15 protein-coding genes and 1 tRNA gene are annotated in these 21,056 nt (G+C 74.6%); 8 read left to right on the forward strand and 8 right to left on the reverse strand.

Going from position 1 to position 21,056, the window contains the following annotated elements; translation table 11 throughout:
• The first annotated feature begins 343 nt into the window (after positions 1-343).
• A tRNA-Leu gene (locus ABD353_RS09490) sits at positions 344-427 on the forward strand.
• A gap of 153 nt (positions 428-580) precedes the next feature.
• Here the strand turns inward: ABD353_RS09490 and ABD353_RS09495 are convergent.
• A complete protein-coding gene (locus ABD353_RS09495; RefSeq protein WP_344623036.1) occupies positions 581-1,717 on the reverse strand; it encodes a sensor histidine kinase in 1,137 nt (378 codons plus the stop codon).
• The gene (locus tag ABD353_RS09500) at positions 1,714-2,385 is read right to left on the reverse strand and encodes a response regulator (RefSeq protein ID WP_344623037.1); all 672 of its coding nucleotides are present in this window, start codon (positions 2,383-2,385) and stop codon (positions 1,714-1,716) included. Before ABD353_RS09500 ends, ABD353_RS09495 begins: the two co-directional genes overlap by 4 nt.
• 268 nt (positions 2,386-2,653) lie before the next feature.
• Here ABD353_RS09500 and ABD353_RS09505 point away from each other — a divergent pair, with 268 nt between their 5' ends.
• Entirely contained in the window at positions 2,654-4,483 is a 1,830-nt protein-coding gene (locus ABD353_RS09505; RefSeq protein ID WP_425555110.1) for a phosphatidylglycerol lysyltransferase domain-containing protein, read from the forward strand.
• Positions 4,484-4,776: 293 nt separating this feature from the next.
• Positions 4,777-5,505 (forward strand): hypothetical protein, encoded by a 729-nt coding sequence (locus tag ABD353_RS09510; RefSeq protein WP_344623038.1) that lies wholly within the window; start codon positions 4,777-4,779, stop codon positions 5,503-5,505.
• 44 nt (positions 5,506-5,549) lie between these two features.
• Here the strand turns inward: ABD353_RS09510 and ABD353_RS09515 are convergent, their stop codons facing one another.
• Entirely contained in the window at positions 5,550-8,321 is a 2,772-nt protein-coding gene (locus ABD353_RS09515) for a SpoIIE family protein phosphatase (RefSeq protein ID WP_344623039.1), read from the reverse strand.
• A 361-nt stretch (positions 8,322-8,682) separates the two neighbouring features.
• Between ABD353_RS09515 and ABD353_RS09520 the strand changes: the two genes are divergently transcribed.
• The 5 genes from ABD353_RS09520 (at position 8,683) to ABD353_RS09540 (ending at position 14,495) form a co-directional block, all read left to right on the forward strand.
• Positions 8,683-9,867: a rhodanese-like domain-containing protein gene (locus ABD353_RS09520; RefSeq protein ID WP_344623040.1), complete on the forward strand. Its 1,185-nt coding sequence runs from the start codon at positions 8,683-8,685 to the stop codon at positions 9,865-9,867.
• 153 nt (positions 9,868-10,020) lie between these two features.
• Complete coding sequence (locus tag ABD353_RS09525) at positions 10,021-10,650, forward strand: DUF5819 family protein (protein ID WP_344623041.1); 630 nt, start codon at positions 10,021-10,023, stop codon at positions 10,648-10,650.
• Positions 10,647-11,699 carry an HTTM domain-containing protein gene (locus ABD353_RS09530; RefSeq protein ID WP_344623042.1) on the forward strand — a complete coding sequence of 351 codons (1,053 nt, stop codon included), beginning with the start codon at positions 10,647-10,649 and terminating at the stop codon, positions 11,697-11,699. Before ABD353_RS09525 ends, ABD353_RS09530 begins: the two co-directional genes overlap by 4 nt.
• Positions 11,700-11,709: 10 nt before the next feature.
• Positions 11,710-13,824: an FUSC family protein gene (locus ABD353_RS09535; RefSeq protein ID WP_344623043.1), complete on the forward strand. Its 2,115-nt coding sequence runs from the start codon at positions 11,710-11,712 to the stop codon at positions 13,822-13,824.
• Entirely contained in the window at positions 13,821-14,495 is a 675-nt protein-coding gene (locus ABD353_RS09540) for a TrmH family RNA methyltransferase (protein ID WP_425555111.1), read from the forward strand. Before ABD353_RS09535 ends, ABD353_RS09540 begins: the two co-directional genes overlap by 4 nt.
• Positions 14,496-14,502: 7 nt before the next feature.
• Here ABD353_RS09540 and ABD353_RS09545 read toward each other — a convergent pair whose 3' ends face one another.
• The 5 genes from ABD353_RS09545 to ABD353_RS09565 form a co-directional block, all read right to left on the reverse strand.
• Entirely contained in the window at positions 14,503-15,843 is a 1,341-nt protein-coding gene (locus ABD353_RS09545; RefSeq protein ID WP_344623044.1) for a peptidoglycan-binding protein, read from the reverse strand.
• 126 nt (positions 15,844-15,969) lie between these two features.
• A complete protein-coding gene (locus ABD353_RS09550; RefSeq protein ID WP_344623045.1) occupies positions 15,970-16,857 on the reverse strand; it encodes a pyridoxamine 5'-phosphate oxidase family protein in 888 nt (295 codons plus the stop codon).
• 8 nt (positions 16,858-16,865) lie between these two features.
• The gene (locus ABD353_RS09555; RefSeq protein ID WP_344623046.1) at positions 16,866-17,339 is read right to left on the reverse strand and encodes a VOC family protein; all 474 of its coding nucleotides are present in this window, start codon (positions 17,337-17,339) and stop codon (positions 16,866-16,868) included.
• A gap of 118 nt (positions 17,340-17,457) precedes the next feature.
• Entirely contained in the window at positions 17,458-18,540 is a 1,083-nt protein-coding gene (locus ABD353_RS09560) for a hypothetical protein (RefSeq protein ID WP_344623047.1), read from the reverse strand.
• Positions 18,541-18,809: 269 nt separating this feature from the next.
• Positions 18,810-20,957 carry a protease pro-enzyme activation domain-containing protein gene (locus ABD353_RS09565; protein WP_344623048.1) on the reverse strand — a complete coding sequence of 716 codons (2,148 nt, stop codon included), beginning with the start codon at positions 20,955-20,957 and terminating at the stop codon, positions 18,810-18,812.
• Positions 20,958-21,056 lie beyond the last annotated feature (99 nt).

The following is a 21,056-nucleotide window of genomic DNA, read 5'->3' on the forward strand; positions in this document are numbered from 1 at the left end:
GGTCCCGGGGCGTGAGACCGGGCACACCGCCCGCCACCTGCCCGGCAGGGGGCCGGGCGGGGGCGTGCGCCGGGTGCGGACAGCCGTGCGGAGGGAGCCGCACGGCATGCGGGAGGTACCCGCGGCGGGCCCCGATCATCCCTCGGTCACCCGTTCGTCCGCCCCGCGTCGGAGCGGTTCCCCGGGGTGCGGGGAAACGGATTCGGAGGTAGCCCGCAGGCCGTGCTAATGTTTTCCACGTCGGAAGGGGCGCCCGAGAGGGAGCCGAACGGAAGACCAAGCGAGATACGGTAAGGTTCTCGTCAGGTCGGAAGAGCGGGAAGCATCTTACGACAGCACCCATGCGCGGGTGGCGGAATAGGCAGACGCGCTGGATTCAGGTTCCAGTGCCCGAAAGGGCGTGGGGGTTCAACTCCCCCCTCGCGCACAGCGAAGCCCCGCAGATCTTCGGATCTGCGGGGCTTTCTCGTTTTCCGGCGACGGCACCCACGGCAATTCCCTTCCGTGCGGACGGCCGGGTCGGGCGGCGGAATTCCCGCCGAGCACCGGCCGCACCCGGGGGCGCGGCCGGTGCCGGGGTTCAGTCCGCGGCGGCGGGGAGGGCGGCCCGGACGGTGAAGCCGCCGTCCGCGGTGGGGCCGGCCACCAGGGTGCCGCCGAGCAGCTGGGCCCGTTCGCGCAGGCCGACCAGTCCGTGCCCGCCGCCGGGCAGCACCGGCCGGTCGGAAGCGTCCTCGGGCGGCGGGGCGTTCCGCACCTCGACCAGCAGCCGGGAGCCGCCCCCCGCCACCCGGACGGACACCGCGGCGCCGGGCGCGTACTTGGTGATGTTGGTCAGCGCCTCCTGGACCGTCCGGTACGCGGCCCGCTCCACCGCCTCCGGCCAGTGCCGGCCGCCGGTGGAGAGGTCGCTGGTCACCGGCAGGCCGCTGCCGTCGATCAGCTTCGGCAGGTCGGCCAGCCGCGGCTGCGGGGCGAGCGGCTCGGAGGGCTCGACGCCCGCGGCGCGCAGCACCCCGACCATCTGGCGGAGCTCCTGGAGGGTGCGGACGGCCAGCTCGCGGATGGTCGAGGCGGTGTCCTTGGCGGCCGGGTCGCCGGTGGACACCTGCAGCGCACCGGCCTGGATGGAGATCAGGCTGACCTGGTGGGAGACCACGTCGTGCATCTCGCGGGCCAGCCGGGCCCGCTCGGTGGCCAGCACCCGCTCGGCGAGCAGCCGGCTCTCGCGCTGCTGGCCGCGGGTGAGCTCGTCGAGGCGGTGGGCGAGCTCGCGCCTGGTGCGGGCGAGCAGACCGAGCGCGGCGGGCCCGGCGGCCAGCATCACGCACTGGATGGCGTACAGCGCGTTGTCCCGGTCGAGGGCGAGCGGGTGGTCGGCGAGCGGCCAGTGGAAGAACTCGACCAGGGCGAAGGCGGTGGCGCAGGCCGCGGTGACCCTCAGCGCCGCCCGCTGCGCGGCGACCGTGTAGACCGCGGTCATCGGCGCCAGCCAGATGTAGTTGACGAACGCCCCGGGCAGGGTGAGCAGCAGCACCGTCACCGGGAGGCGGCGGCGCAGCAGCAGGGCGAGCGCGGCCAGGACGGAGAGCGCCGCCTCCCACCACTTGGCGCCCTTGGAGACCAGGGCGGCGTCGACGAGCGAGATCAGCACCGGCAGCAGCAGCATCAGCCAGGTCGCGGTGCACCAGGCCGGCAGGGCTCTGGGGCCGGTCATGCGCCCGGGCCGCCCTGGGCGCGGACCAGCCCGGCGCGGTGGGCGACCACGGCGGCCTGGACCCGGTTCGCCGCGCCGAGCTTGGCGAGGATCGCGCTGATGTGGTCCTTCACGGTGCCGGTGCCGAGGTAGAGGCGGTCGGCGATCTCCGCGTTGGACAGGCCCTCGCCGAGCAGGGCGAGCACGTCGAGCTCGCGGGTGGTGAGCTGGCGGGCCAGCGCGGCGGCGTCCGCGTCGGGGCCGCCGCCCTCGACGTAGCCGTTGATGACCGTGCGGGCGACGGTGGGCGAGAGCATGCTGCCGCCGGCGGCGAGCACCCGGACGGCGTGCACCAGCTGCTCGGGGGCGGTGTCCTTGAGCAGGAAGCCGGCCGCGCCGGCGCGCAGGGCGGTGCCGATGTACTCGTCGGTGTCGAAGGTGGTGAGCATGGCCACGGCCGGCGGGTCGGGCAGGGCGCGCAGCCGGCGCAGCACGCTGATGCCGTCCAGGTCGGGCATCCGGATGTCGAGCAGGACGACCTGCGGGCGCAGCTCGACGGTCTGCTGCTCGGCCTGGCCGCCGGAGCAGCCGCCGACCACCTCCAGGTCGGGGGCGGAGCCCACGATCAGGCCGAGGCCCGAGCGGACGAGGACCTCGTCGTCCACGATCAGGACGCGGATCGGTGGCATGGCTCTCCTCGGGCGTGCGCGGCTCGTCTTCGAGCCTAGGGGCCGGCGGGGCGCGATCCGGTCCACCGGCGGGGTGGTGACCCCCGCCGAACGGCGGGGGTCGGAATCCGCTACCGGATTCACGCAATTCTCATCCGGGGTGGGGAACCATGGAACACGGAGCCCCCTGTGGGCCCTGGCCGCTCGGTGACCGGGTGTGCGGGCCGCTCCGTCCCTCCCGGGTGTCGTACGGATGCGTCCCCCACGTTGATCGTCTGCAATTGGAGCTGTGTCCACCGTGAAGCCGGCGCCCACCGCCGTTCCCGCGCATGTCGGATCCCCGTCCGGGCTGCTCGCCCGGTGGCGGCCGAGGGCCGCCGCGACGACGGTCTGGTACCTGAGGCTGCTGGCCCTGCTGAACCTCGTCGCGGTGCTGGCGGTGCCGTTCCGGGACCAGGTGCAGGAGCACAACGAGGGCGAGTACTTCACCCCGTACCTGCTGACGGCCGGTCTGACGACCGTGCTGCTCTCGCTCTTCCTCGCGGTGGCGATGCGGCGCCGCAAACGGGCCGCGTGGATCTTCAACGCGGTGGTGTCGGGGCTCTTCTCGGTGCTGTACCTGCTGCTGATGCTGGTGCCGGACAGCCCGTTCGCGGACCATCCGATGAACTGGTTCTCCACCGTGCTGACGGTCGGCTTCTTCCTGACGCTGCTGGTCGGCCGGCGGGAGTTCACCTCCAAGGGGGACCGCTCCAACCCCAAGACCGGGGTGGCGACGTTCATCGGCGGCCTGCTGTTCGGCGGTGTGGTCGGCGCGACCCTGGTGCAGCTGACCAACGCCGTGCACGGCGCGGAGTTCGGCACCCGGTTCGGCTACGCGGTGGCCCGGATGGTGACGATCACCCCGTCCGGCCGGCTGGCGGACGAGATCTCCGTGCCGACCTGGGTGAACGCCTTCATCAACGCGATGGGCGCGGTGCTCTTCCTGCTGGTGCTGTACCTGGCCTTCCGCAGCCCGCGCGGCCAGGAGCTGCTGACCGCGGAGGACGAGGTCCGACTGCGCGAGCTGCTGGAGCGGCAGGGCGAGCGCGACTCGCTGGGCTACTTCGCGCTGCGTCGAGACAAGGCGGTGATCTTCTCGCCGTCCGGCAAGGCCGCGGTGGCCTACCGGGTGCTGGGCGGCGTCTCGCTGGCCTCCGGCGATCCGATCGGCGATCCGGAGGCCTGGCCGGGGGCGATCGACGCGTGGCTGGAGGAGGCCCGGGAGCACGCCTGGGTGCCGGCCGTGATGGGCGCCTCCGAGGAGGCCGGCGTGATCTACGCCCGGCACGGCCTGGACGCGCTGGAGCTGGGCGACGAGGCGATCGTCGAGGTCGACGAGTTCTCGCTGGACGGACGCGCGATGCGGGTCGTCCGGCAGGCGTACAACCGGGTCAAGCGGGCCGGGTACACGGTGCGCATCCGGCGGCACGAGGACATCCCCGACGAGGAGATGGCGGAGCTGCTCGACAAGGCCGACCACTGGCGGGACGGCCAGACCGAGCGCGGCTTCTCGATGGCGCTGGGCCGGCTCGGCGACCCGGACGACGGCCGCTGCGTGATGCTGGAGTGCCACGACGCGGACGGCGAGCTGCGGGCGCTGCTGAGCTTCGTCCCGTGGGGCCGCAACGGCCTCTCGCTGGACCTGATGCGCCGGGACCGCGACAGCGAGAACGGCCTGATGGAATTCATGGTCATCGAACTGCTGCAGCGCGCCGACGAGGTCGCCCTGGAACGGGTCTCGCTGAACTTCGCGATGTTCCGCTCGGTTTTCGAGCGCGGTTCCAAGCTGGGCGCCGGTCCGGTGCTGCGGCTGTGGCGCTCGGTGCTGGGATTCTTCTCCCGCTGGTGGCAGATCGAATCGCTGTACCGGGCCAACGCGAAGTACCGGCCGATCTGGGAGCCGCGTTATCTGCTCTTCGAGAAGAGCAGCGAGATTCCGCGGATCGGCATCGCCAGTGCGCGCGCCGAGGGCTTCATCACGGTGCCGAGTCTCCCCGTCCTCTTCCGTCGCCGTCACGTCCGGGCCGCCGCGCAGGCGGTGTCCGGCGGGGGGTCGGCGGCGGAGCGGGACGGGTAGGGGTAGTCCCTCCGCCGGGGGGCGGAGGGCCACCGCCGATCGGGGGGTGCGGCCGCGTCCGGTGGTCGCCCCCCTCCGACTTGAGGATGATCCGCGATTCGCCTCGCAAGGTGACGCCCCCCGTTTGTCCGATGCCTACCGTGGATGTATCGGCGGGAGAAACCCCGGCCGTACGGGAAATGTCCCGGGAATTGCACGGCGGGGCGCGGGGGTGCCGGCCGGAAAACGGACGGGGAGATTCAGCGGTGGATCGGATGGCTCGTGCGGGGGGCGTACGACCGGGTGTCGGACCGGTGGCGGTCCGGGCCGCGGTCGCGGAGTGGGGCACGCTGATCGGAATCGTCCGCGGGCACGTGCGCCGGCACCGGTTCGCCTCCGTCCCGCTGGCCACCGCGGCGACCGTGCTGGTGCTGCTCTTCTCCGTCGTCCAGCACCTGCCGGGCGGCGAACGGCTGGTCACCCAGGTCGGCGTCGTGCGGGCCGCGCTGCCGCTCGGGATCTCGCTGCTGCGGACACCGCTCTCGCTGTACGTCCCCGCGCTGGACCTGCCGGTGTGGGGCGCGCTCGTCCAGGTCTTCCTGGTCTTCGGGATCGCCGAGATCGTCCTCGGCCGCCGCCTCACCCTAGCCGTCGCCTACGCCTGCACCCTGGCGGGCACGCTGTTCGCCCGGATCGGCGTGGAGCTCGGCCCGGAGCACCTCTTCGGCTTCCCCACCTGGGTGGGACACGTCCGGGACACCGGCCCGTCCGCGGCCGTGGTCGCGCTGGCGGTCTGCGTGGCGATCCGCTGCCGGGCCTGGTGGACGGGCGGTGCGGTGGTGCTGGCGATGGTCGTCGAGGCCGTGCTGCTGCCGAACCTCGCCGGGCTGGAGCACGTCGTGGCGGTGCTGGTGGCCGGGCTGATCGCGGCCTCGCTGGAGGTCTTCGGGCAGTTCTGGCCGCGGGTGCTGGCCGGGGTGGGCGCGGCCGCCTCCGTGGCGGCCGAGGGCGGCCCGCGGACGGCCGTGCCCCTGGTGCGCTGAGGCGGCGGAGCCGCGCCGTACGGCCGGGGCCGTACGGCGGTGCCTCAGCTCCTCGGCAGTGCCAGTTCGAACCAGACCACCTTGCCGACCGCCTTGCGGGCGGTGCCCCAGCGCTCGGCGAGCTTGCTGACCAGGTGGAGCCCCCGGCCGTGCTCGTCCATCGAGCCGGCGGGCTCCAGCGAGGGCAGGTTGTGGTTGTCGTCGCTGACCTCGACCAGCAGCTTGTCGACCCTGATCAGCTGCAGCTGGACGTGGTCCCTGGCGACCCGGACGGCGTTCGTCACCAGCTCGCTGACCAGCAGCTCCACCGTGTCGTCCACGGCGTCCAGTCCCCAGGCGGCGAGCTGGCCGCGCACCAGCGACCGGGCCCGGCGGACCTCGCCCTCCGCGACGGCGAGCTCCCAGGTCGCCACCTCGCTCGGCGGCACGCCGTCGAAGCGGGCGACCAGCAGGGCCACGTCGTCGGCCCGGTCGTCGGAGTGCAGCCGCTCCAGCACCGTGTCGCAGGCCTCGTCCGGGGTCTGCTTGGGGTCGATCAGGTTGCCGCAGAGCGCGGCCAGGCCCTCTCCTATGTCACCGCCCCGCACCTCGACCAGGCCGTCGGTGCACATCACCAGCATCGAGCCGTCCGAGACGTCGATCCGCTTCGCCACGAACGGGACCCCGCCGACGCCGATCGGTGCGCCCTCCGGGATCTCCAGCAGCTCGCCCCGGCCGTCGGGGTGCACCAGCACCGGCGGGACGTGCCCGGCGCTGGCCAGCTCGCAGGTGCGGTTGATCGGGTCGTAGACCGCGTACAGGCAGGTCGCCAGGTGGTCGTCGCCGAGCTTGTGGGCCAGGTTGTCCAGGTGCCGCAGCAGCTGGCCGGGCGGCAGGTCCAGCGCGGCGAGGGTCTGCATGGCGGTGCGGAACCGGCCCATCGCGGCCGCCGAGTGCAGGCCGTGGCCCATCACGTCGCCGACCACCAGGGCGACCCGGCTGCCCGGCAGCTGGATCGCGTCGAACCAGTCGCCGCCGACCTCCGCCCGGGAGTCGCCCGGCAGGTAGCGGTGCGCGATCTGCACACCGGGGATCCGCGGCGGCCGGGTCGGGATCATCGACCGCTGCAGGGTGGTCGCCACCCGGGACTCCGCCCGGTGCAGCCGGGCGTTGTCCAGCGACAGCGCGGCCCGGGCCGCCAGCTCCTTCAGGGTGGCGGCGTCGGACTTGTCGAACGGCGAGCGGTCCGGCAGCCGCAGCAGCTTCAGGATGCCCAGCACCGTGCCCCGGGCGGACAGCGGCAGCACCAGCATCGACCGGCCGACCACCACCGGCACCAGGTCCGGCCCGCCGCCCAGCGAGGCCGCGTAGTCCACCGCCACGTCCGGGTCGATCACCGGCACCAGCACCGGCTGGTTCTCCTGCAGGGCGAGGCCCGGCGGCGTGGAACGGGGCATCGCGAGCAGGGCGCCCTCGTCCAGGACGTGGTCCCAGTGGCCGGGGGAGCTGTTCACCGCGCGGGCGACCCGGCGCAGCATCGTCCGGTCGTCCGGGCGTTCGTCGGGCAGCTCCGAGTCGGAGATCAGGCCGTCCAGGAGGTCGACGCAGGCGAAGTCGGCGACCCGCGGGACGAGGACCTCGCACAGCTCGCGGGCGGTCGTGTCGAGGTCCAGGGTGGTGCCGACCCGGTTGCCGACCTCGCTCAGCAGGGCCAGCTGCTCGCCGGCCTGGCTGACGGTCAGCACCTCGACGGACGGCGGTGCCGGCGGTGCCGGGACACCGGGGGTGTCGTGGGGGTGTCCGTCCGGCCCGTCCGATCGGCCCTGCGGCGGAGCGGACCCGACGGCGGCCCTGACGGGCGCGGTGCCGTTGGCGGTGGACTCGATGGCTGGGCCTCCCTGGCTCTGGCCGTTCGCGGTGACCGCCCCGGACTCGCGCTGCCCGGGCACGGTGGTGCCGATCCCCCGCCCGTCCTCGGCGCCGCGCGGCGCCCCGGCGGGCAGGACCTGCAGGCCGATCGTGCGGCGCCCGCCGGGCGCGGCCGGATCGGCCGGGCGGCGGGCCGCCCGGGGCCGGTCGGCGCGCTGCAGCGGGGTCGGGTACCGGCGGACCAGTCCGGCGGCGACCCGGGCCGCGCCGCGGCCGGCCGGCTCGTAGGGGAGGACGGGCAGTCTGGTCGCCGCGTCCACCCAGAGCGCGGGCACCCCGGCCGCGGCGACCTGCCCGAGCAGCCGTCGGCGGCGCTCCTCGGAGCCGCGCGGCAGCAGGCCGTCCAGCTGCGCCGCACCGCCCGGTCCGACCGGGGCGAAGGCGGGGGAGACCCGGTGGAAGGCGCCGGTCGCGGCGGGCGCCGCGGCGTACGCCAGCAGCCGCTCGCCGAGCGCTATCCGCGGCCCGCCGGCCCGCAGCGGCCGGGCGTCCGCGGCCAGCGCCAGCAGGCTGCGGCCGGCCGGCTCGACCAGCGGGTACGCCCACCAGATGACGTCGCGCAGCCGCTCCTCGCGGTCGACCACGGCCATCGCGCCCGACCAGGCGGCGTCGGGCCGGGTCAGGTCGTCCAGGGTGTCCAGGGCGTCGCAGCGCCGCGGCGGCGTGCCCGGACGCGGCGCACCGGTCTCCGGGCGGGGTTCGACGGCGGGCAGCAGACCGGAGGCGGTGCGGCCGCAGGCGACCTCCGCCCGGTGTCCGAAGAGCTCCTCCGCGGCGCGGTTCCACAGCGCGATCCGGCCGTCCGGGTCGACCATCACCGCGGCGACGCGCAGCAGGGCGACCACTCCGGAGGGAGGGTCGCCCGCGGCCTCTCCCGCCGTCGGTGCGGAGTTCGGCTCGTCCACCATCGGTTCGGTCTGCTCCCGCCTGGCCGCCCTGCCGGGGAGCGGCCGCCGTGTCGGCGCGGCGCACCGGCTCCTTGTCTCCGGCCGCTCCTGCGTGTCCCATCCTTCTGTACGCGGGCCCCCGGGCTGTGTTCGGCCACAGGCGCGGCGCAGGACGGAGGCACCCTCCAGCGAAGCACGTGCGAGCCCGGCTCCGACAGCGAATCGCGGAGATTCCTCGGTATCAGTTGCGTGTCGCTGGGTGAGCGCCCGTGTGCGCTGCGGGTTCAACCGGAAGGGGTACCGGGACGCGGGCCCGGCGGACCGGTCCGGCCCCCCGGTAGGGTGGCAGGCTCGGAGACCGGGTGCATGCGGAGGCGGACTGGTGAGCGCGGAGAGCCCCGTCCAGTGGAGCGAGCAGGATCGGCTGCTGCTCGAGGAGCGGGTGGCGGCCGCCGAACTGGCCTGGCTGACCCTCGACGTCGACGTCGCCACCCTCCGGGTGGAGATCGACAACTTCGCGCTGGTCCACCACCAGCTGCTCGGGCCGCTGTACGCCCGCCTCGACGAGCTGGACGCACTGATCGCCGAGGCCGTAGCCGTCCGCACCGGGGACCCGGAGGCGCTGCGCCGCGCGGCCGAGGCCCGCAGCCGGGTCGCCGAGCCGGACGACCCGGCCGCCGCCGACCTCGCCCCCGAGCCGCCGGCCGCCGCCAAGGTCCGGCCCGACCGGGACGCCCAGCGGATCTACCGCGACCTCGCCCGCCGCGCCCACCCCGACCTCACCACCGACCCGGCCGAGCAGGAGCGCCGCTCGGCCTTCATCGCCCGGGTCAACGAGGCGTACGCGCAGGGCGACACCGCCGGCCTGGAGGAGCTGGCCGGCGAGTGGTCGACCGCCCCGGAGACCGCGCCCGACCCGGACTCCCCCGACCGGCCGGACTGGCTGCTGCGCCGCCTGGAGTGGCTGACCGCGCGGATCGGCCAGCTCGCCACCGAGCAGGTCCGCCTGGAGCGCACCCCGATGGGCGAGCTGCTGCTGCTGGCGCCGCAGGAGCCGGAGCGGCTGCTGGAGGAGCTCGCCGAGCAGCTCCTCGCCCGGGCCTCCGAGCGGCGCGCCGACCTGGAGCGGCTGCTCGGCGACGACGTCGTGCCCGGTCCGGCGCCGACCGGTCGGCACAATGGAGGGGAGGACCCCTCGCAGACCCGCCCCCGTACCCACGCCCAGGAGAATCCGACGATGTTCGCGCAAGCGCTGCCCACCACCGACGCCGCGTCCGTGCCGGCCGACGCCGCACTGCTCGACGTCCGCGAGCAGGACGAGTGGGACGCCGGCCACGTGGACGGCGCGCTGCACATCCCGATCGGCCAGGTGATCGCCCGGATCGACGAGCTGCCCGACGGCAGGCTGTACGTGCTCTGCCGGGTCGGCGGCCGCTCCGCCCAGGTCGTCCAGTACCTGGTCGCGCAGGGCCGGGACGCGGTCAACGTGGACGGCGGCATGTTCGCCTGGGAGGCCGCCGGCCGCCCGATGACCGCCGCCGACGGCCGGGACCCGTTCGTCCTCTGACCGCACCGCGGCCGCCCGCCCGGCTCCGGGGCCCGCTCCGGCGGGCCCCGGCCGGGCTGCCAGGGGCCACTCCCCGGCCCTGTCCCCCGGCGCGCCGGTACGGCAGGATGACCGGGCGAACCGTGCCGCAGCAGCCGTAGGGGAGGACACCGCGTGCGCACCTGGTCCACCCCCGCCCTCACCGTGCTCTGCCTCTCCGGGGCCGGCATGATCGGCGGGACGGCGATCCTGCTCGGGGCGCTGTTCCTGCACAACGCCCCGTCCAACGCGCTCTCCCAGGAGTACCGGCAGCAGCTGGACGGGCTGGTCTACCCCGAGTTCGAGCAGAACTGGAAGCTGTTCGCGCCCAACCCGCTGCAGCAGAACATCACCGTCGACGCCCGGGTGCAGACCATCGCCGAGGACGGCGAGGTGCACACCCGCGACTGGACCGGCCTGACCGCCCGGGACGCCGCCGCGATACGCCACAACCCGGCGCCCAGCCACGTCGACCAGAACATGCTGCGCCGCGCCTGGGACTTCTACGAGTCCAGCCACCCCGCCGAGGACGGCGCCGTGCCGGGACAGCGCGGCAAGCTCGCCGAGGAGTACCTCAAGCGGATAGCCCTGCAGCGGTTCGGCCGCACCGCCGGCGGCGAGCGGATCCTGCAGATCCAGTTCCGCTCGGCGGCGAAGGCCGTCCCGCCGCCCGCCTGGAGCACCGAGGAGCCCGGCGAGTCCACCCCGTACAAGGAACTGCCCTGGTGGCCGGTGGACGAGGACGACTACCGGGGGCTGCTGTGAGCGGAACGGCCACCGACCCGGTCGCGGCCACCGACCCCGCGCCGGTCGCGGCGGCGCCGCCCACCCGCTTCGAGCGGCTCTTCGACGCCTTCACCGGCACCGTCGTCGGCCGCCGCCAGGCGGCGGTGGTCCGGATCGGCTTCGGCCTGGCCTGGCTCGGCTTCCTGCTCCGCGAGTGGCCGAACCGGCGGGTGCTGTACGGCGACCGCTCGCCGTGGTCCGCCGACCTCTCCGACCGGCTGCTCTCCGCGACCCACGCCTTCACCGTGCTCTCCTGGTCGGACGGCCGGCTCTGGTTCGAGACCGTCTACCACCTGGGGATCCTCGCCGCCGTGCTGATGGTGCTGGGCTGGCGCACCCGGGCGAGCGCCGTGCTCTTCGCCGTCACCGTGCTCTCCCTGCAGAACCGCAACGTGCTGGTCGGCGACGGCGGCGACAACGTCGTGCACCTGATGGCGATGTACCTGGTGCTCGTCCGCTCCGGCCTGGTGTGGTCGCTGGACGCCCGCCGCCGGGCCCGCCGGGAGGCGCCGGCCGCGCCCGTCGGGGAGCTGCGGGCCGTCCGCGACGCGCTCGTCACCATGCTGCACAACTGCGGCATGGCGATCATCGCCGCGCAGGTGGTGCTGATCTACTCCACGGCCGGCTGGTACAAGGTGCAGGGCTCCCGCTGGCAGGACGGCACCGCCCTGCACTACCCGCTGCACCTCGACTACTTCGCGCCCTGGCCGGAGCTGTCCGCGCTGCTGGGCTCCAGCCTGCTGATCACCTTCGTGCTCAGCTACGGCACGGTGATCCTGCAGGTGGCCTTCCCGTTCACGCTCGCCAACCGGCGCCTGAAGAACGTGCTGCTGGCCCTCATGATCGCCGAGCACTCCGCGATCGCGGTCGTCCTCGGGCTGCCGTTCTTCTCGCTGGCGATGATCGCCGCCGACCTGGTCTTCCTGCCCACCGCCTTCCTGGAGCGGCTGGACGCCCGCTGCGGCCCGGCCGCCCGACGGCTCCGGGCGGCCGTACGCCTCCCGGCGGCGCGCCCGCCTTCGCCCTAGACTGCCCGACATGCCCTGGTCTGTCGCACTTCGGGAGACTGCGAAGGCCGGACTCGTCCCGGCCCGCGAACTCTCCGACCCGCGACGGGCCGTGCGCGGCGCCCTCGCCGTCGGCCTGGTGCTGTTCCCGGTGCTGGCGGTCGCCGGCAGCGGCCCGGCCACCTCGGCCGCGATGGGCGGCTACATCGCCGGCACCGCGACCTTCCAGCGCACCTTCCGCCCGCGCGCCTCGATCGCCGTCGGCGCCGGACTCGGCCTCGGCATCAGCACCTTCCTCGGCTACGCCGCCGTCGGCGTGCCCGGCGCCTTCCCGGTGCTGCTCGCCGTCTGGGCGTTCGGTGCCGGGATGATCTGGGCGGTCGGCCCGACCGGCGGCACGGTCGCCGCCACCACGATCTCCGTGATGCTGGTCGTCGTCCAACTGCCCGTCAGCCTGGCCAGCGCGCTCGGCCACGGCCTGCTCTGCGCCCTCGGCGGCGCCGTCCAGGCGCTGGTCACGCTGCTCTGGCCGGTCGACCGCTGGCGCGGCCACCGCGACGCCCTCGCCGACACCTACGCCGAACTCGGCCACTACGCCCGCCGGCTGCGCCACGACCCGCTCGCCGCCGTCGACCCCGAGCCGTTCATGACCGCCCGGCGGGCCGGCGCCCTGACGGGCTGGCAGGCCCGGCACCGGCCGCCCGAGATGCGCGGCCTGCGAGCCGTCGCCGAGCACATCCGGCCCGCCCTCGCCGCCCTCGCCGACCCGGCGGTCGGCGCCCCCGCCGAGGGCCCCGGACGCGACCTCGCCCGCGAGATCCTCGCCGCCGCGGCCGAACTCCTGGACGCCGTCGCCGCCGCCGTCCGGGCCGGGGAGGCCGTCCGGCCGCCGACCAGCACGCCCGCGCTCACCATCGCCGAGGCCGCCCAGAGCCCCGACCTGACCGGCGCCGCCCGCCGGGCCGCCAAACGGCTCGCCACCCAGCTCTCCCGGGCCACCGGCGCCCTCGACCGGCAGGACCGGACCGTCGTGCGGACGAGCGGCCCGCAACTGCGCCGCCCCCCGCTGCTGAAGATCGTGCCGGTCGCCCTCCAGACCGTCCGGCGGCAGCTGCAGCCGCGCTCCGCGGTCTTCCAGCACGCCGTGCGGCTGTCCGCCGTGGTCACCCTCTCCTACCTGGCCGCCCGGCCGACGGGGCTGCACCACAGCTACTGGGCGCCGCTGACCGCCGCCATGGTGATGCGGCCCGACTTCGCGCAGACCTTCAGCCGCGGCGTGGCCCGGCTGGCCGGGACGGTCGTCGGCGTGGCCGTCACCACCGCCGTCGTGCAGCTGCTGGACCCGGGCGCGTACCTCTCCGCCGCCCTCGCCGTGGTCTGCATCGGCGGCGCCTACCTGACCATCCGCACCGGCTACGCCTTCACCACCGCCTGCGTCTCCTCCTACGTGGTGTTCCTGCTCGGCCTGCAGGCCGGGAACCCGCTAGAGACCGCCCTGGAGCGGGTGCTGCTGACCCTGCTCGGCGGCGCCATCGCGCTCGGCGCCTACGCGCTCTTCCCGACCTGGCAGACCGCGCGGCTCGCGGAGCGGCTCGCCGAGTGGCTCGCCGCGGCCGGCCGCTACGGGGCGGCCGTGCTCCAGGCGTACGGCGATCCGGAGGGCCGCGACGACCGCGGGGTGCGGGACGCGCTGCTCGACTCCCGGGAGGCCCGCGCCGAGCTGATGGAGGCGCTCGAACGGGCCGACGCCGAGCCGGTCAAGCACGGCGACCGGCTGCCCGAGCTGAGCCGCAAGCAGCTCGACCGGGCCCGCACCGCGGTCGGACTCCTCGCCCGCAGCGCCGTCCTGATGGAGGCGCACGTGCCGCACCGGGACAGCCCGCCCGTCGCCGGCGCGGCCGAGTTCGCCGAGGAGCTCCAGTACGCCACCGCGATCGCCGCGGCCGGGGTGCTGATCGGTGAGCCGGTCGACTTCTCCGGGCTGCGCGAGGCCTACGCCCGCTGGGACGGGTACCCGGTCGGGGACGCCGTGCCCGGGCACGAGGACCGCGCGGTGGTCGCCCGGGCCGGCGCCAAGCTGATGCTGCAGGCGCTCGGCGACCTGGAACGGGCCGTCCGGCCGCGCCGCGTACCCTCGGGGGCGTGAGCGAGACCGGAGTGCCCCACGAGGGCGAGCAGTACGACGACGCCTTCGTGCCCGACGACCGGGAGATCGGCGTCGGCCCGCACCCCGGGCCGTGGCCCGAGGGCGACCACTGGGACCGCGGGCTGCTGGCCGACGGCGACCGCCGCAACGTGGTGGACCGCTACCGGTACTGGACCCGCGAGGCGATCGTCGCCGACCTCGACACCCGACGGCACGGCTTCCAGGTGGCCGTGGAGAACTGGCAGCACGACTTCAACATCGGCTCGGTGGTGCGCACCGCCAACGCCTTCCTGGCCGGGCAGGTGCACATCGTCGGCCGGCGCCGCTGGAACCGGCGCGGCGCCATGGTGACCGACCGCTACCAGCACGTCCGCCACCACGACTCGGTCGCCTCGCTGGCCGCCTTCGCGGCCGCCGAGGGACTGCCGGTGATCGGCATCGACAACCTGCCCGGCGCCGTCCCGCTGGAGACCTACGAGCTGCCGGAGCGCTGCGTGCTGCTCTTCGGGCAGGAGGGCCCCGGGCTGACCCCGGAGGCGTGGGAGCACTCCACCGCGGTCTGCTCGATCGCCCAGTTCGGCTCCACCCGGTCGATCAACGCCGGGGCGGCCGCCGCCATCGCCATGCACGCCTGGGTGAGGGTGCACGGCGCGGGCGTCGGCCGCCCCTGACCGCGGCTCAGCCGAACAGCAGCCGCCAGGTGTGCGGACCGGGGTAGCCGTCCGCCTCGGTGCCCGTCCAGCCCTGCGCCAGCTGGAACGCCTCGACGTTGCGCCGGTCGCCCTCCGTCCACTCGGGGCTCGGGCCGACGGTGTAGAACCCGCCGAAGCCCTTGCGGACCAGCTGCTCGCCGAGCAGCTGCACGGTGGCGTTCACCCGGCCCGGACCGAAGGCGTCCGTCCCGGGGAAGGCCGGCGCCGGCGCACCCGGGACCCTCGGCACCGGGGGCACGGTCGGCACCGTCGGAACGCCGGGAACGCCGGGAACGCCGGGAACGCCGGGGACGGTGGGTACGGGCGGCGGCACCGGCTGCGGGGCCTGTGGCGGGACGTCCCGGCCGCGGCCGGCCACCAGCAGCGCCCAGGTGTCCTTGCCCGGGACGCCGTCCGCCTCGGTGCCCGTCCAGCCCTGCGCCTGCTGGAACGCCTGGGTCGCCCTGCGGTCCGCCTCGCTCCAGGTCGCGTCCGCTCCCTCGGTGTAGAACCGCCCGGCGCCGCGCTGCACCAGCATCTCGCCCAGCCGCTTCACGTACTGGTTGGTCTGGCCGATGCCGAACCACACCGACCCGGGGAATGCCTCCCCGTCCGCCGCGGCGGCGACGCCCCGGTAGCGGTACGGCAGGTAGGAGCCCGAGTGGCTCCAGTAGGCGTACGGGGTGCTGCGTTTGATCGTGTTCGGGCTGGTCTGCTCGTACGCCGTGTAGCGGGTGTGGGAGGAGTCCGTCCAGCCGCCGAAGAGGACGGCGTGCGAGCCGCCCTGCGGGTTGGCGGAGTCGTTGTAGATCAGCGCGTCGCCGGGCTGCAGGTCGTCCTTGGCGATCCGGTCGGCGAAGTTCGGCAGCGTCCAGGTGGTCTGGCTGCTGCCCAGGCCCCAGGCCATCGAGATGAAGCCGGAGCAGTCCTGGCGGTAGCCGTCCGACCAGTACCGGCTCATCGAGTACGGCACCTTCCTGTCCACCCACACCTGGGCGCGGGCGAGGATCTCCTCGCGGGTGGTGGCGCGGAGCAGGGCGCGGGGCTGCTCGCCCTCGCCGCCGTAGGGGCCGGCGACCTCGCCCTGGGGGGAGGTCGGGGTCGGGGCGGGGGTGTCCGCGGCGGCGGCCCGCGGGACGACGGCTATGGCGCTGGTGGCGCCGCCGAGGACGGTGCCGACCGCGGCGATCAGCACGGCGGCTCGGCGGGCTCCCCGGGCGGCCGGCCCGGCGGCCGGGGTGCGGGCGGCGTGCAGCCGCGCGAGGCTTCGGGCGCCGCAGCCGGGGCAGCCGCAGCCGCCGTCCGGCTCGACCTCGGTGAACTCCATCAGCACGGTGGGTCCCTTTCTCCGGATTCAGGAAGGGGATGTGTTCCACCGTCAGCCGACGGAATATCACCTGATAGGTAACAAAATATGACAAGTCGGTGAAGCGGAGGGGACGCCGACGGCCGGTCAGCGGACCGGGCGGGAGATCGGGTGGGGGAGGGCCGGGGAGAACTCGGGGGCCGTCCAGGTGAGCGGTACGGCATGGGTCAGGTCGACCGTGCGGAGGACGGTGTAGTCGACGACCGGGGCGGACGGGTCGGACCAGTCGACCTCGGCGCGGCCGGTGAGCAGCAGGGCGTCGCCGGTGTCCCAGTCGGGCAGCAGCAGGCCGGCCGCCGGGTCGAGCTCCAGGTTCCCGAGGCTCATGAACATGCTGTTGCCCGCGTACTCCGCCCAGCGCAGCCGGTTCGGCCCCAGCACCTCGACGAAACCGGGGAAGCCGCCGCGGTGCGAGGCGTCCACCCGGCCGTCCGGGCCTGCGGTGGCCAGGAAGAAGGTGTCGGCGGCGGCGACGGCGAGCTGCCGGGGCAGCGTCAGCCGGTCGCCCGCGGTGGCGGTGGGCTCGGCGGCCGGCAGCTCGCGCGGGCTGCGCCGCTGGATGTACTTGGGGCAGTTGGCGTACACCTGCTCGGCGGTGATCCGCAGGCCGTCCGGGCCGTCCGGCTCGGAGCGGCCGTTGAGTCGCATCCGGCGCCGTCCGGCCGCGTCCAGCGCGATGGTGCCGACCTCGGCCGGCCCGGCCAGCACCTCGGCGAGCGGGTCGCCGGGGGCCGGACGGGCGGCCACCAGCACGGCGTGGTCGCCGTCGGCGCGGACGAAGCCGGGCGGACCGGCGAGCTGGGTGGCCCAGATCCGCCCGGCCGGGTCGGCCGCGCCGACCACGATCGTCCGCCGCTCGGTGAGGAAGCGGGCCGCGACCGGTGGGATCGTGCGCCCGATCGACCGGCCGGTGTGCTCGGCCCGCTCCTGCTGCCCGGTGCGCCGCTGGACGGCGCGCTCGCCCGCGTGCCACATCCCGGCTCCTAGAAGAATCCGCAGGTGGGGGCGGTGGCGTCGGGTGCGGTGGCCCCGGTCTCGGCCACCCCGGCGGGGGTGAAGATCTCCAGCCGGATGCCGTCCGGGTCGGTGAAGAAGACGCCGCCCGAGTCGGCGCCCTCGCGGTGCGGGACGACCCCCTCGTGGGCGAAGTCGGCGCCGAGCTCCTTGAGGACGGCCTCGGCGGCCCGGACCTCCTCGACCGAGTCCACCCGGAAGGAGAGGTGGTGCAGCCCGGGGGCGCCGGGGGCGAAGCTGCCGGTGCTCTGCTCCCAGAGGGTGAGCACCAGGGTGCCGTCGCGGCCGAGCAGGGCGTGGCGGCGGCCGGGCTCGTCGCTCGCGGCGGCCACGTCGAGGCCGAGCAGGCGCCGGTAGAAGGCGACCGAGCGGGTCAGGTCGGTGACGTTCAGCCCGACGTGGCCGGTCTGCAGGGTGCGTGGGGCAAGGGCGGCGGTGGACACGACGCATCACTCCCGGAAGAGGGGACGGCCCGGTCGTCTAACCGGTACCTCGGACAGTACGGGTTAGAAGATCGGGGCGCAAACCGGTATGGGGTCGTGTAATGGTTAGATGATCCGGCTACTCCCACTGCCAGCGGATGCCGACCTGGCCCGGGGGCTGGTCCGGGGCCAGCACGTGGGCGCTGGCCGAGGCGCCGATCCACAGCTGCTCGCGCTTGCGGTCCACCTCGGCGCACGGCTCGCGCTCGAAGCGCTCGCAGTGCGCGGGCACCGCGGCCGGGTCGAAGTGCACCTGCAGCACGTACTCCCGGACCGGCACGGCGAAGAAGCGGCCGTAGTCGGTGGTCGGCCCGGTGTCGGGGATGTCCACCTCGTACTCGAAGACGGTGGAGTCGCCCAGCGCCAGCGGGCGGTCCAGCAGCAGCTCGGCGACGAGCAGGCCGCTCTCCGGCCGGCGGCGGACCCGGCCGAGCCGGGCGTGCCGGACGGAGGTGATCTCGGGGCAGCCCGGGGCGCCCTCGTCCGCCTTGTGCACCACCACGCAGCGGGCGACCCCGCCGACGGTGGCCCGCACGACCTGGCGCATCCTCAGCAGGTGACCGCGGCGGTTGGCGTTCACGAAGTACGAGTCGTGGATCGAGAGCCGCTCCAGGTCGCCGGTGGGCGGGGCGTCCAGCTCCTCGAAGACCTCGGCGATCTCCTGCTCGCCCGGCCAGACCTGCTCCACCCGCAGGGCGTCGTGGGTGGTCGGGGCGATCCAGCGGCCGCGCGGGCGGGGCGGTCCGAGCAGCGAGGAGAGGGTGCCGCGGCGCAGCGCCAGCAGCTCCTCCAGCAGGTGGACGGCGCGCAGCGAGGCGGCCCGTTCGGGCTGGCTGCGGCCGCGCCGCCAGTAACTGAGGGTGGTGACGCTGATCCTGACGCCCTGGTGGGCGAGGGCGGCGCGGATCCGGTCGAGGCTGAGCCCGCTGGCCTCGATCGCCGCGTTCAGCACCTCGGCGAAGCCGAGCGCGCCGGCGGCGGGCGCCTGCGGCGCGGGCTGGGGCGGGACCTGGGCCGGTGCGGGGGGCTGCCCGGGCGTGCGGGCGGGCGGGGGCGCTGCGGCCCGGTCGCCGTTCGGCCGCGGCCGGCCGTACGCCGGCCCCGCGTCGCGCTCACCGACCAGCCTGAGCCGACCCGCGTGCTGCGGCTGCTGAGAACTCATCCGGATACCTCCCCCACCAGGCGAGTTCGGCGGCGTCGGCCCAGCGTTCCGTGATCGGGCTGCCACACCGAGCTGGGGGCACACCCTACGCACCGTCGAGAGGTTACGTCATCAACTCGGACATATGACAGTGGTCACGACAAGAAAGTCCCAGTTCACGGCGGATAGAAACACAGCCGCAACAGTGCGGGCGGGGGGGGGCGGGGGGGGGGCGGGGCGGGGCGGGGGGGGGGGGGGGGGGGCCGGCCCCGGCCGGGGCGATGGAGGTGTCAGGAGACGGTGAGCGCGGCGTCGTCCACGACGAAGCTGGTCTGCAGCGAGGAGTCCTCGGTGCCGGTGAACTTCAGCGTCACGGTCTGCCCGGCGAAGGCCGACAGGTCGAAGGACTTCTGCACGTAGCCGCTCGCGGCGTTCGTGTTCGAGTAGGTGGCCAGGGTGGTCGAGCCGGCCGCGACGGTCAGCTTGTCGTAGGCGGTGCTGCCGGTCTCGGCGGTGTCCACGTGCAGCCAGAAGGTGAAGGTCGCCTTGCAGCCGGCCGGGATCGACACGGTCTGCGAGACCGAGTCGGTGTGGGCGGAGCCGTAGCCGTCCATCCACGCCTTCCAGGAGCCGCCGTGCGCGGCCTCGGAGGCGCTGTTGTCGACGACGCCGGAGGAGGCCGTCCACGGCGCGGCGGTGCCGGTCTCGAAGCCGGCGTTGCCGAGCAGCTGGGCGGAGGTGCAGCCGCCGGTGGGCGGCGGGGTGGTGCCGCCGAGCAGGGCGGTGGTCAGCGAGTCGGCGACCGGGGTGCCCCAGCCGGTGACCTGGTCGTAGCCGGTCTTGGTGGAGAAGTCCTGGTTCTTGCCGGTGGTGACGTCGTGCAGCACGGTGCCGTAGCTGCTGGAGTTGGCCAGCGAGTAGAGCTTCGGGTTGGCCTCGCCGAGCACGGCCTGGCCGGCCGCCTTGGCCTTCTGGTTGAACAGCGCGGTGTAGCCGGACCACAGCGGGGCCGCGGCGGAGGTGCCGCCGTAGACCTGCCAGCCGCCCGTGGTGTAGATCGCGAAGCCGCTCGCCGGGTCGGCGTTGGAGGCGATGTCCGGCACGGTGCGCATGGTGCCGGTGACGCCGGTGCCGGTCTGCCAGCTCGGCTTGGCGAACTGGGTGGAGACGCCGCCGCCCGCGGTGCTCCAGGCGCTCTCCGAGGAGTACGCGTTGCCGCTCACCTTGAGGTTGGTGCCGCCGACGCCGGTGTTGTACGGGCTGGACGCCGGGAAGTCGACCGCCTTCACGGTGGAGCCGCTGGTCGAGCGGGTGCAGTCGCGGGAGCCGTCGTCGCCGGAGGCCGAGAAGATCGAGATGCCCTGGGCGGCGGCCTGCTTGAAGGAGTTGTTCACCGCGGTCATCGAGGACGCGGTGGTGTCCGGCTCGCAGGAGCCCCAGGAGATCGAGATGACCGAGACCCGGTTCTCCGAGACGATCTGGGCGGCCATGTCGATCTCGCCCTGGTCGCTGTTGGGGGCCTCGTAGACCAGCTGGGTGGCCTTCGGGGCGACACCGCGGACGATCTCGCTGTCCAGCTCGACCTCGCCCTGGCCGTCGCCCGGCTTGGCGTCGTAGTTGGCGCCGTCCACCGAGACGGTGGAGACCGCCGGGCCGGTCAGGCCGTACTGGCTGTCGTAGGTGCGCAGGTTGGTGGAGCTGTAGCCGTCGAACTCCCAGAGGGCGACGGTCGTGCCGGTGCCGTCCGCGCCGACCTTGTCGAGCCGGTAGGCGCCGTCGTACTGCGCCGGACCGAAGCCGCTCGGCGTCGCGTGGGGGGCGGCCGCCTTCGGCTTGACGGCGCGTGAGGTGCGCACGGTGTGGTTGTCGAGGCCGGAGACGCCCTCGACCGTGCCGGCCAGCTCGGCCGGCACGCTGGCCGCCGCGTCGTTGGCGAAGAAGGTGCGCCCGCCCTGCTGCGGGTCGCTGTACGAGCTCTCGTGGGTGCCGAAGGCCTTCGCGACCTGCGCCGCGGTGCCGCGGACGTTCACCACCTGGCGGTTGGCGCTCACCGAGTCGACCGTCAGGCCCTGGCCGGTGAGGTAGGCGCGGACCTTCGCCACGTCCGCCTCGGTCGGGCCGTACAGCGCGGTGAACTGCGCCGGCGTCAGGTAGCGGCCGTACTCCGGGGTGCCGGGCGTGCTGACCGCCTTCAGGAAGCGGTCGAGGTCGGCGGTGTTGCGCAGCTTCAGGTTCACCGAGACGGACATCGTCCGGTCGGCGGGCAGGTCGCCCTGCTTCTGCGAGCGGGCCACCGCCGGGGTCACGGTGTTCGGCAGGGCCACCCGGGAGGTGGCCTGCGGGGTCGGCGCGGCCTGGGCGGTGGAGACGCCCAGCGAAACCACGGTCAGGGGCAGGACGGCTATGGCCGCGGAAAGAGCGAGCGAGCGGGGTTGCACGGGGTCCTCCGGAAGGTGTGGGGCGTTCCGGGTTCGAAAACGCTTGCACGAAGTTCCCAGAAAGCACCCAGGAATGGGCCCATGCGGCAGCAATCGCTT

The sequence above is a fragment of the Kitasatospora arboriphila genome (genome assembly GCF_039528095.1).
Classification (GTDB): domain Bacteria; phylum Actinomycetota; class Actinomycetes; order Streptomycetales; family Streptomycetaceae; genus Kitasatospora; species Kitasatospora arboriphila.

What these genes read in the sequence shown, in the direction of transcription:
- ABD353_RS09545 (WP_344623044.1), bottom strand. Translation starts at nt 15,843, where the DNA reads ATGGAGTTCACCGAGGTCGAGCCGGACGGCGGCTGCGGCTGCCCCGGC.
- ABD353_RS09550 (WP_344623045.1), bottom strand. Translation starts at nt 16,857, where the DNA reads ATGTGGCACGCGGGCGAGCGCGCCGTCCAGCGGCGCACCGGGCAGCAG.
- ABD353_RS09535 (WP_344623043.1), top strand. Translation starts at nt 11,710, where the DNA reads ATGCCCTGGTCTGTCGCACTTCGGGAGACTGCGAAGGCCGGACTCGTC.
- ABD353_RS09500 (WP_344623037.1), bottom strand. Translation starts at nt 2,385, where the DNA reads ATGCCACCGATCCGCGTCCTGATCGTGGACGACGAGGTCCTCGTCCGC.
- ABD353_RS09515 (WP_344623039.1), bottom strand. Translation starts at nt 8,321, where the DNA reads ATGGTGGACGAGCCGAACTCCGCACCGACGGCGGGAGAGGCCGCGGGC.
- ABD353_RS09495 (WP_344623036.1), bottom strand. Translation starts at nt 1,717, where the DNA reads ATGACCGGCCCCAGAGCCCTGCCGGCCTGGTGCACCGCGACCTGGCTG.
- ABD353_RS09560 (WP_344623047.1), bottom strand. Translation starts at nt 18,540, where the DNA reads ATGAGTTCTCAGCAGCCGCAGCACGCGGGTCGGCTCAGGCTGGTCGGT.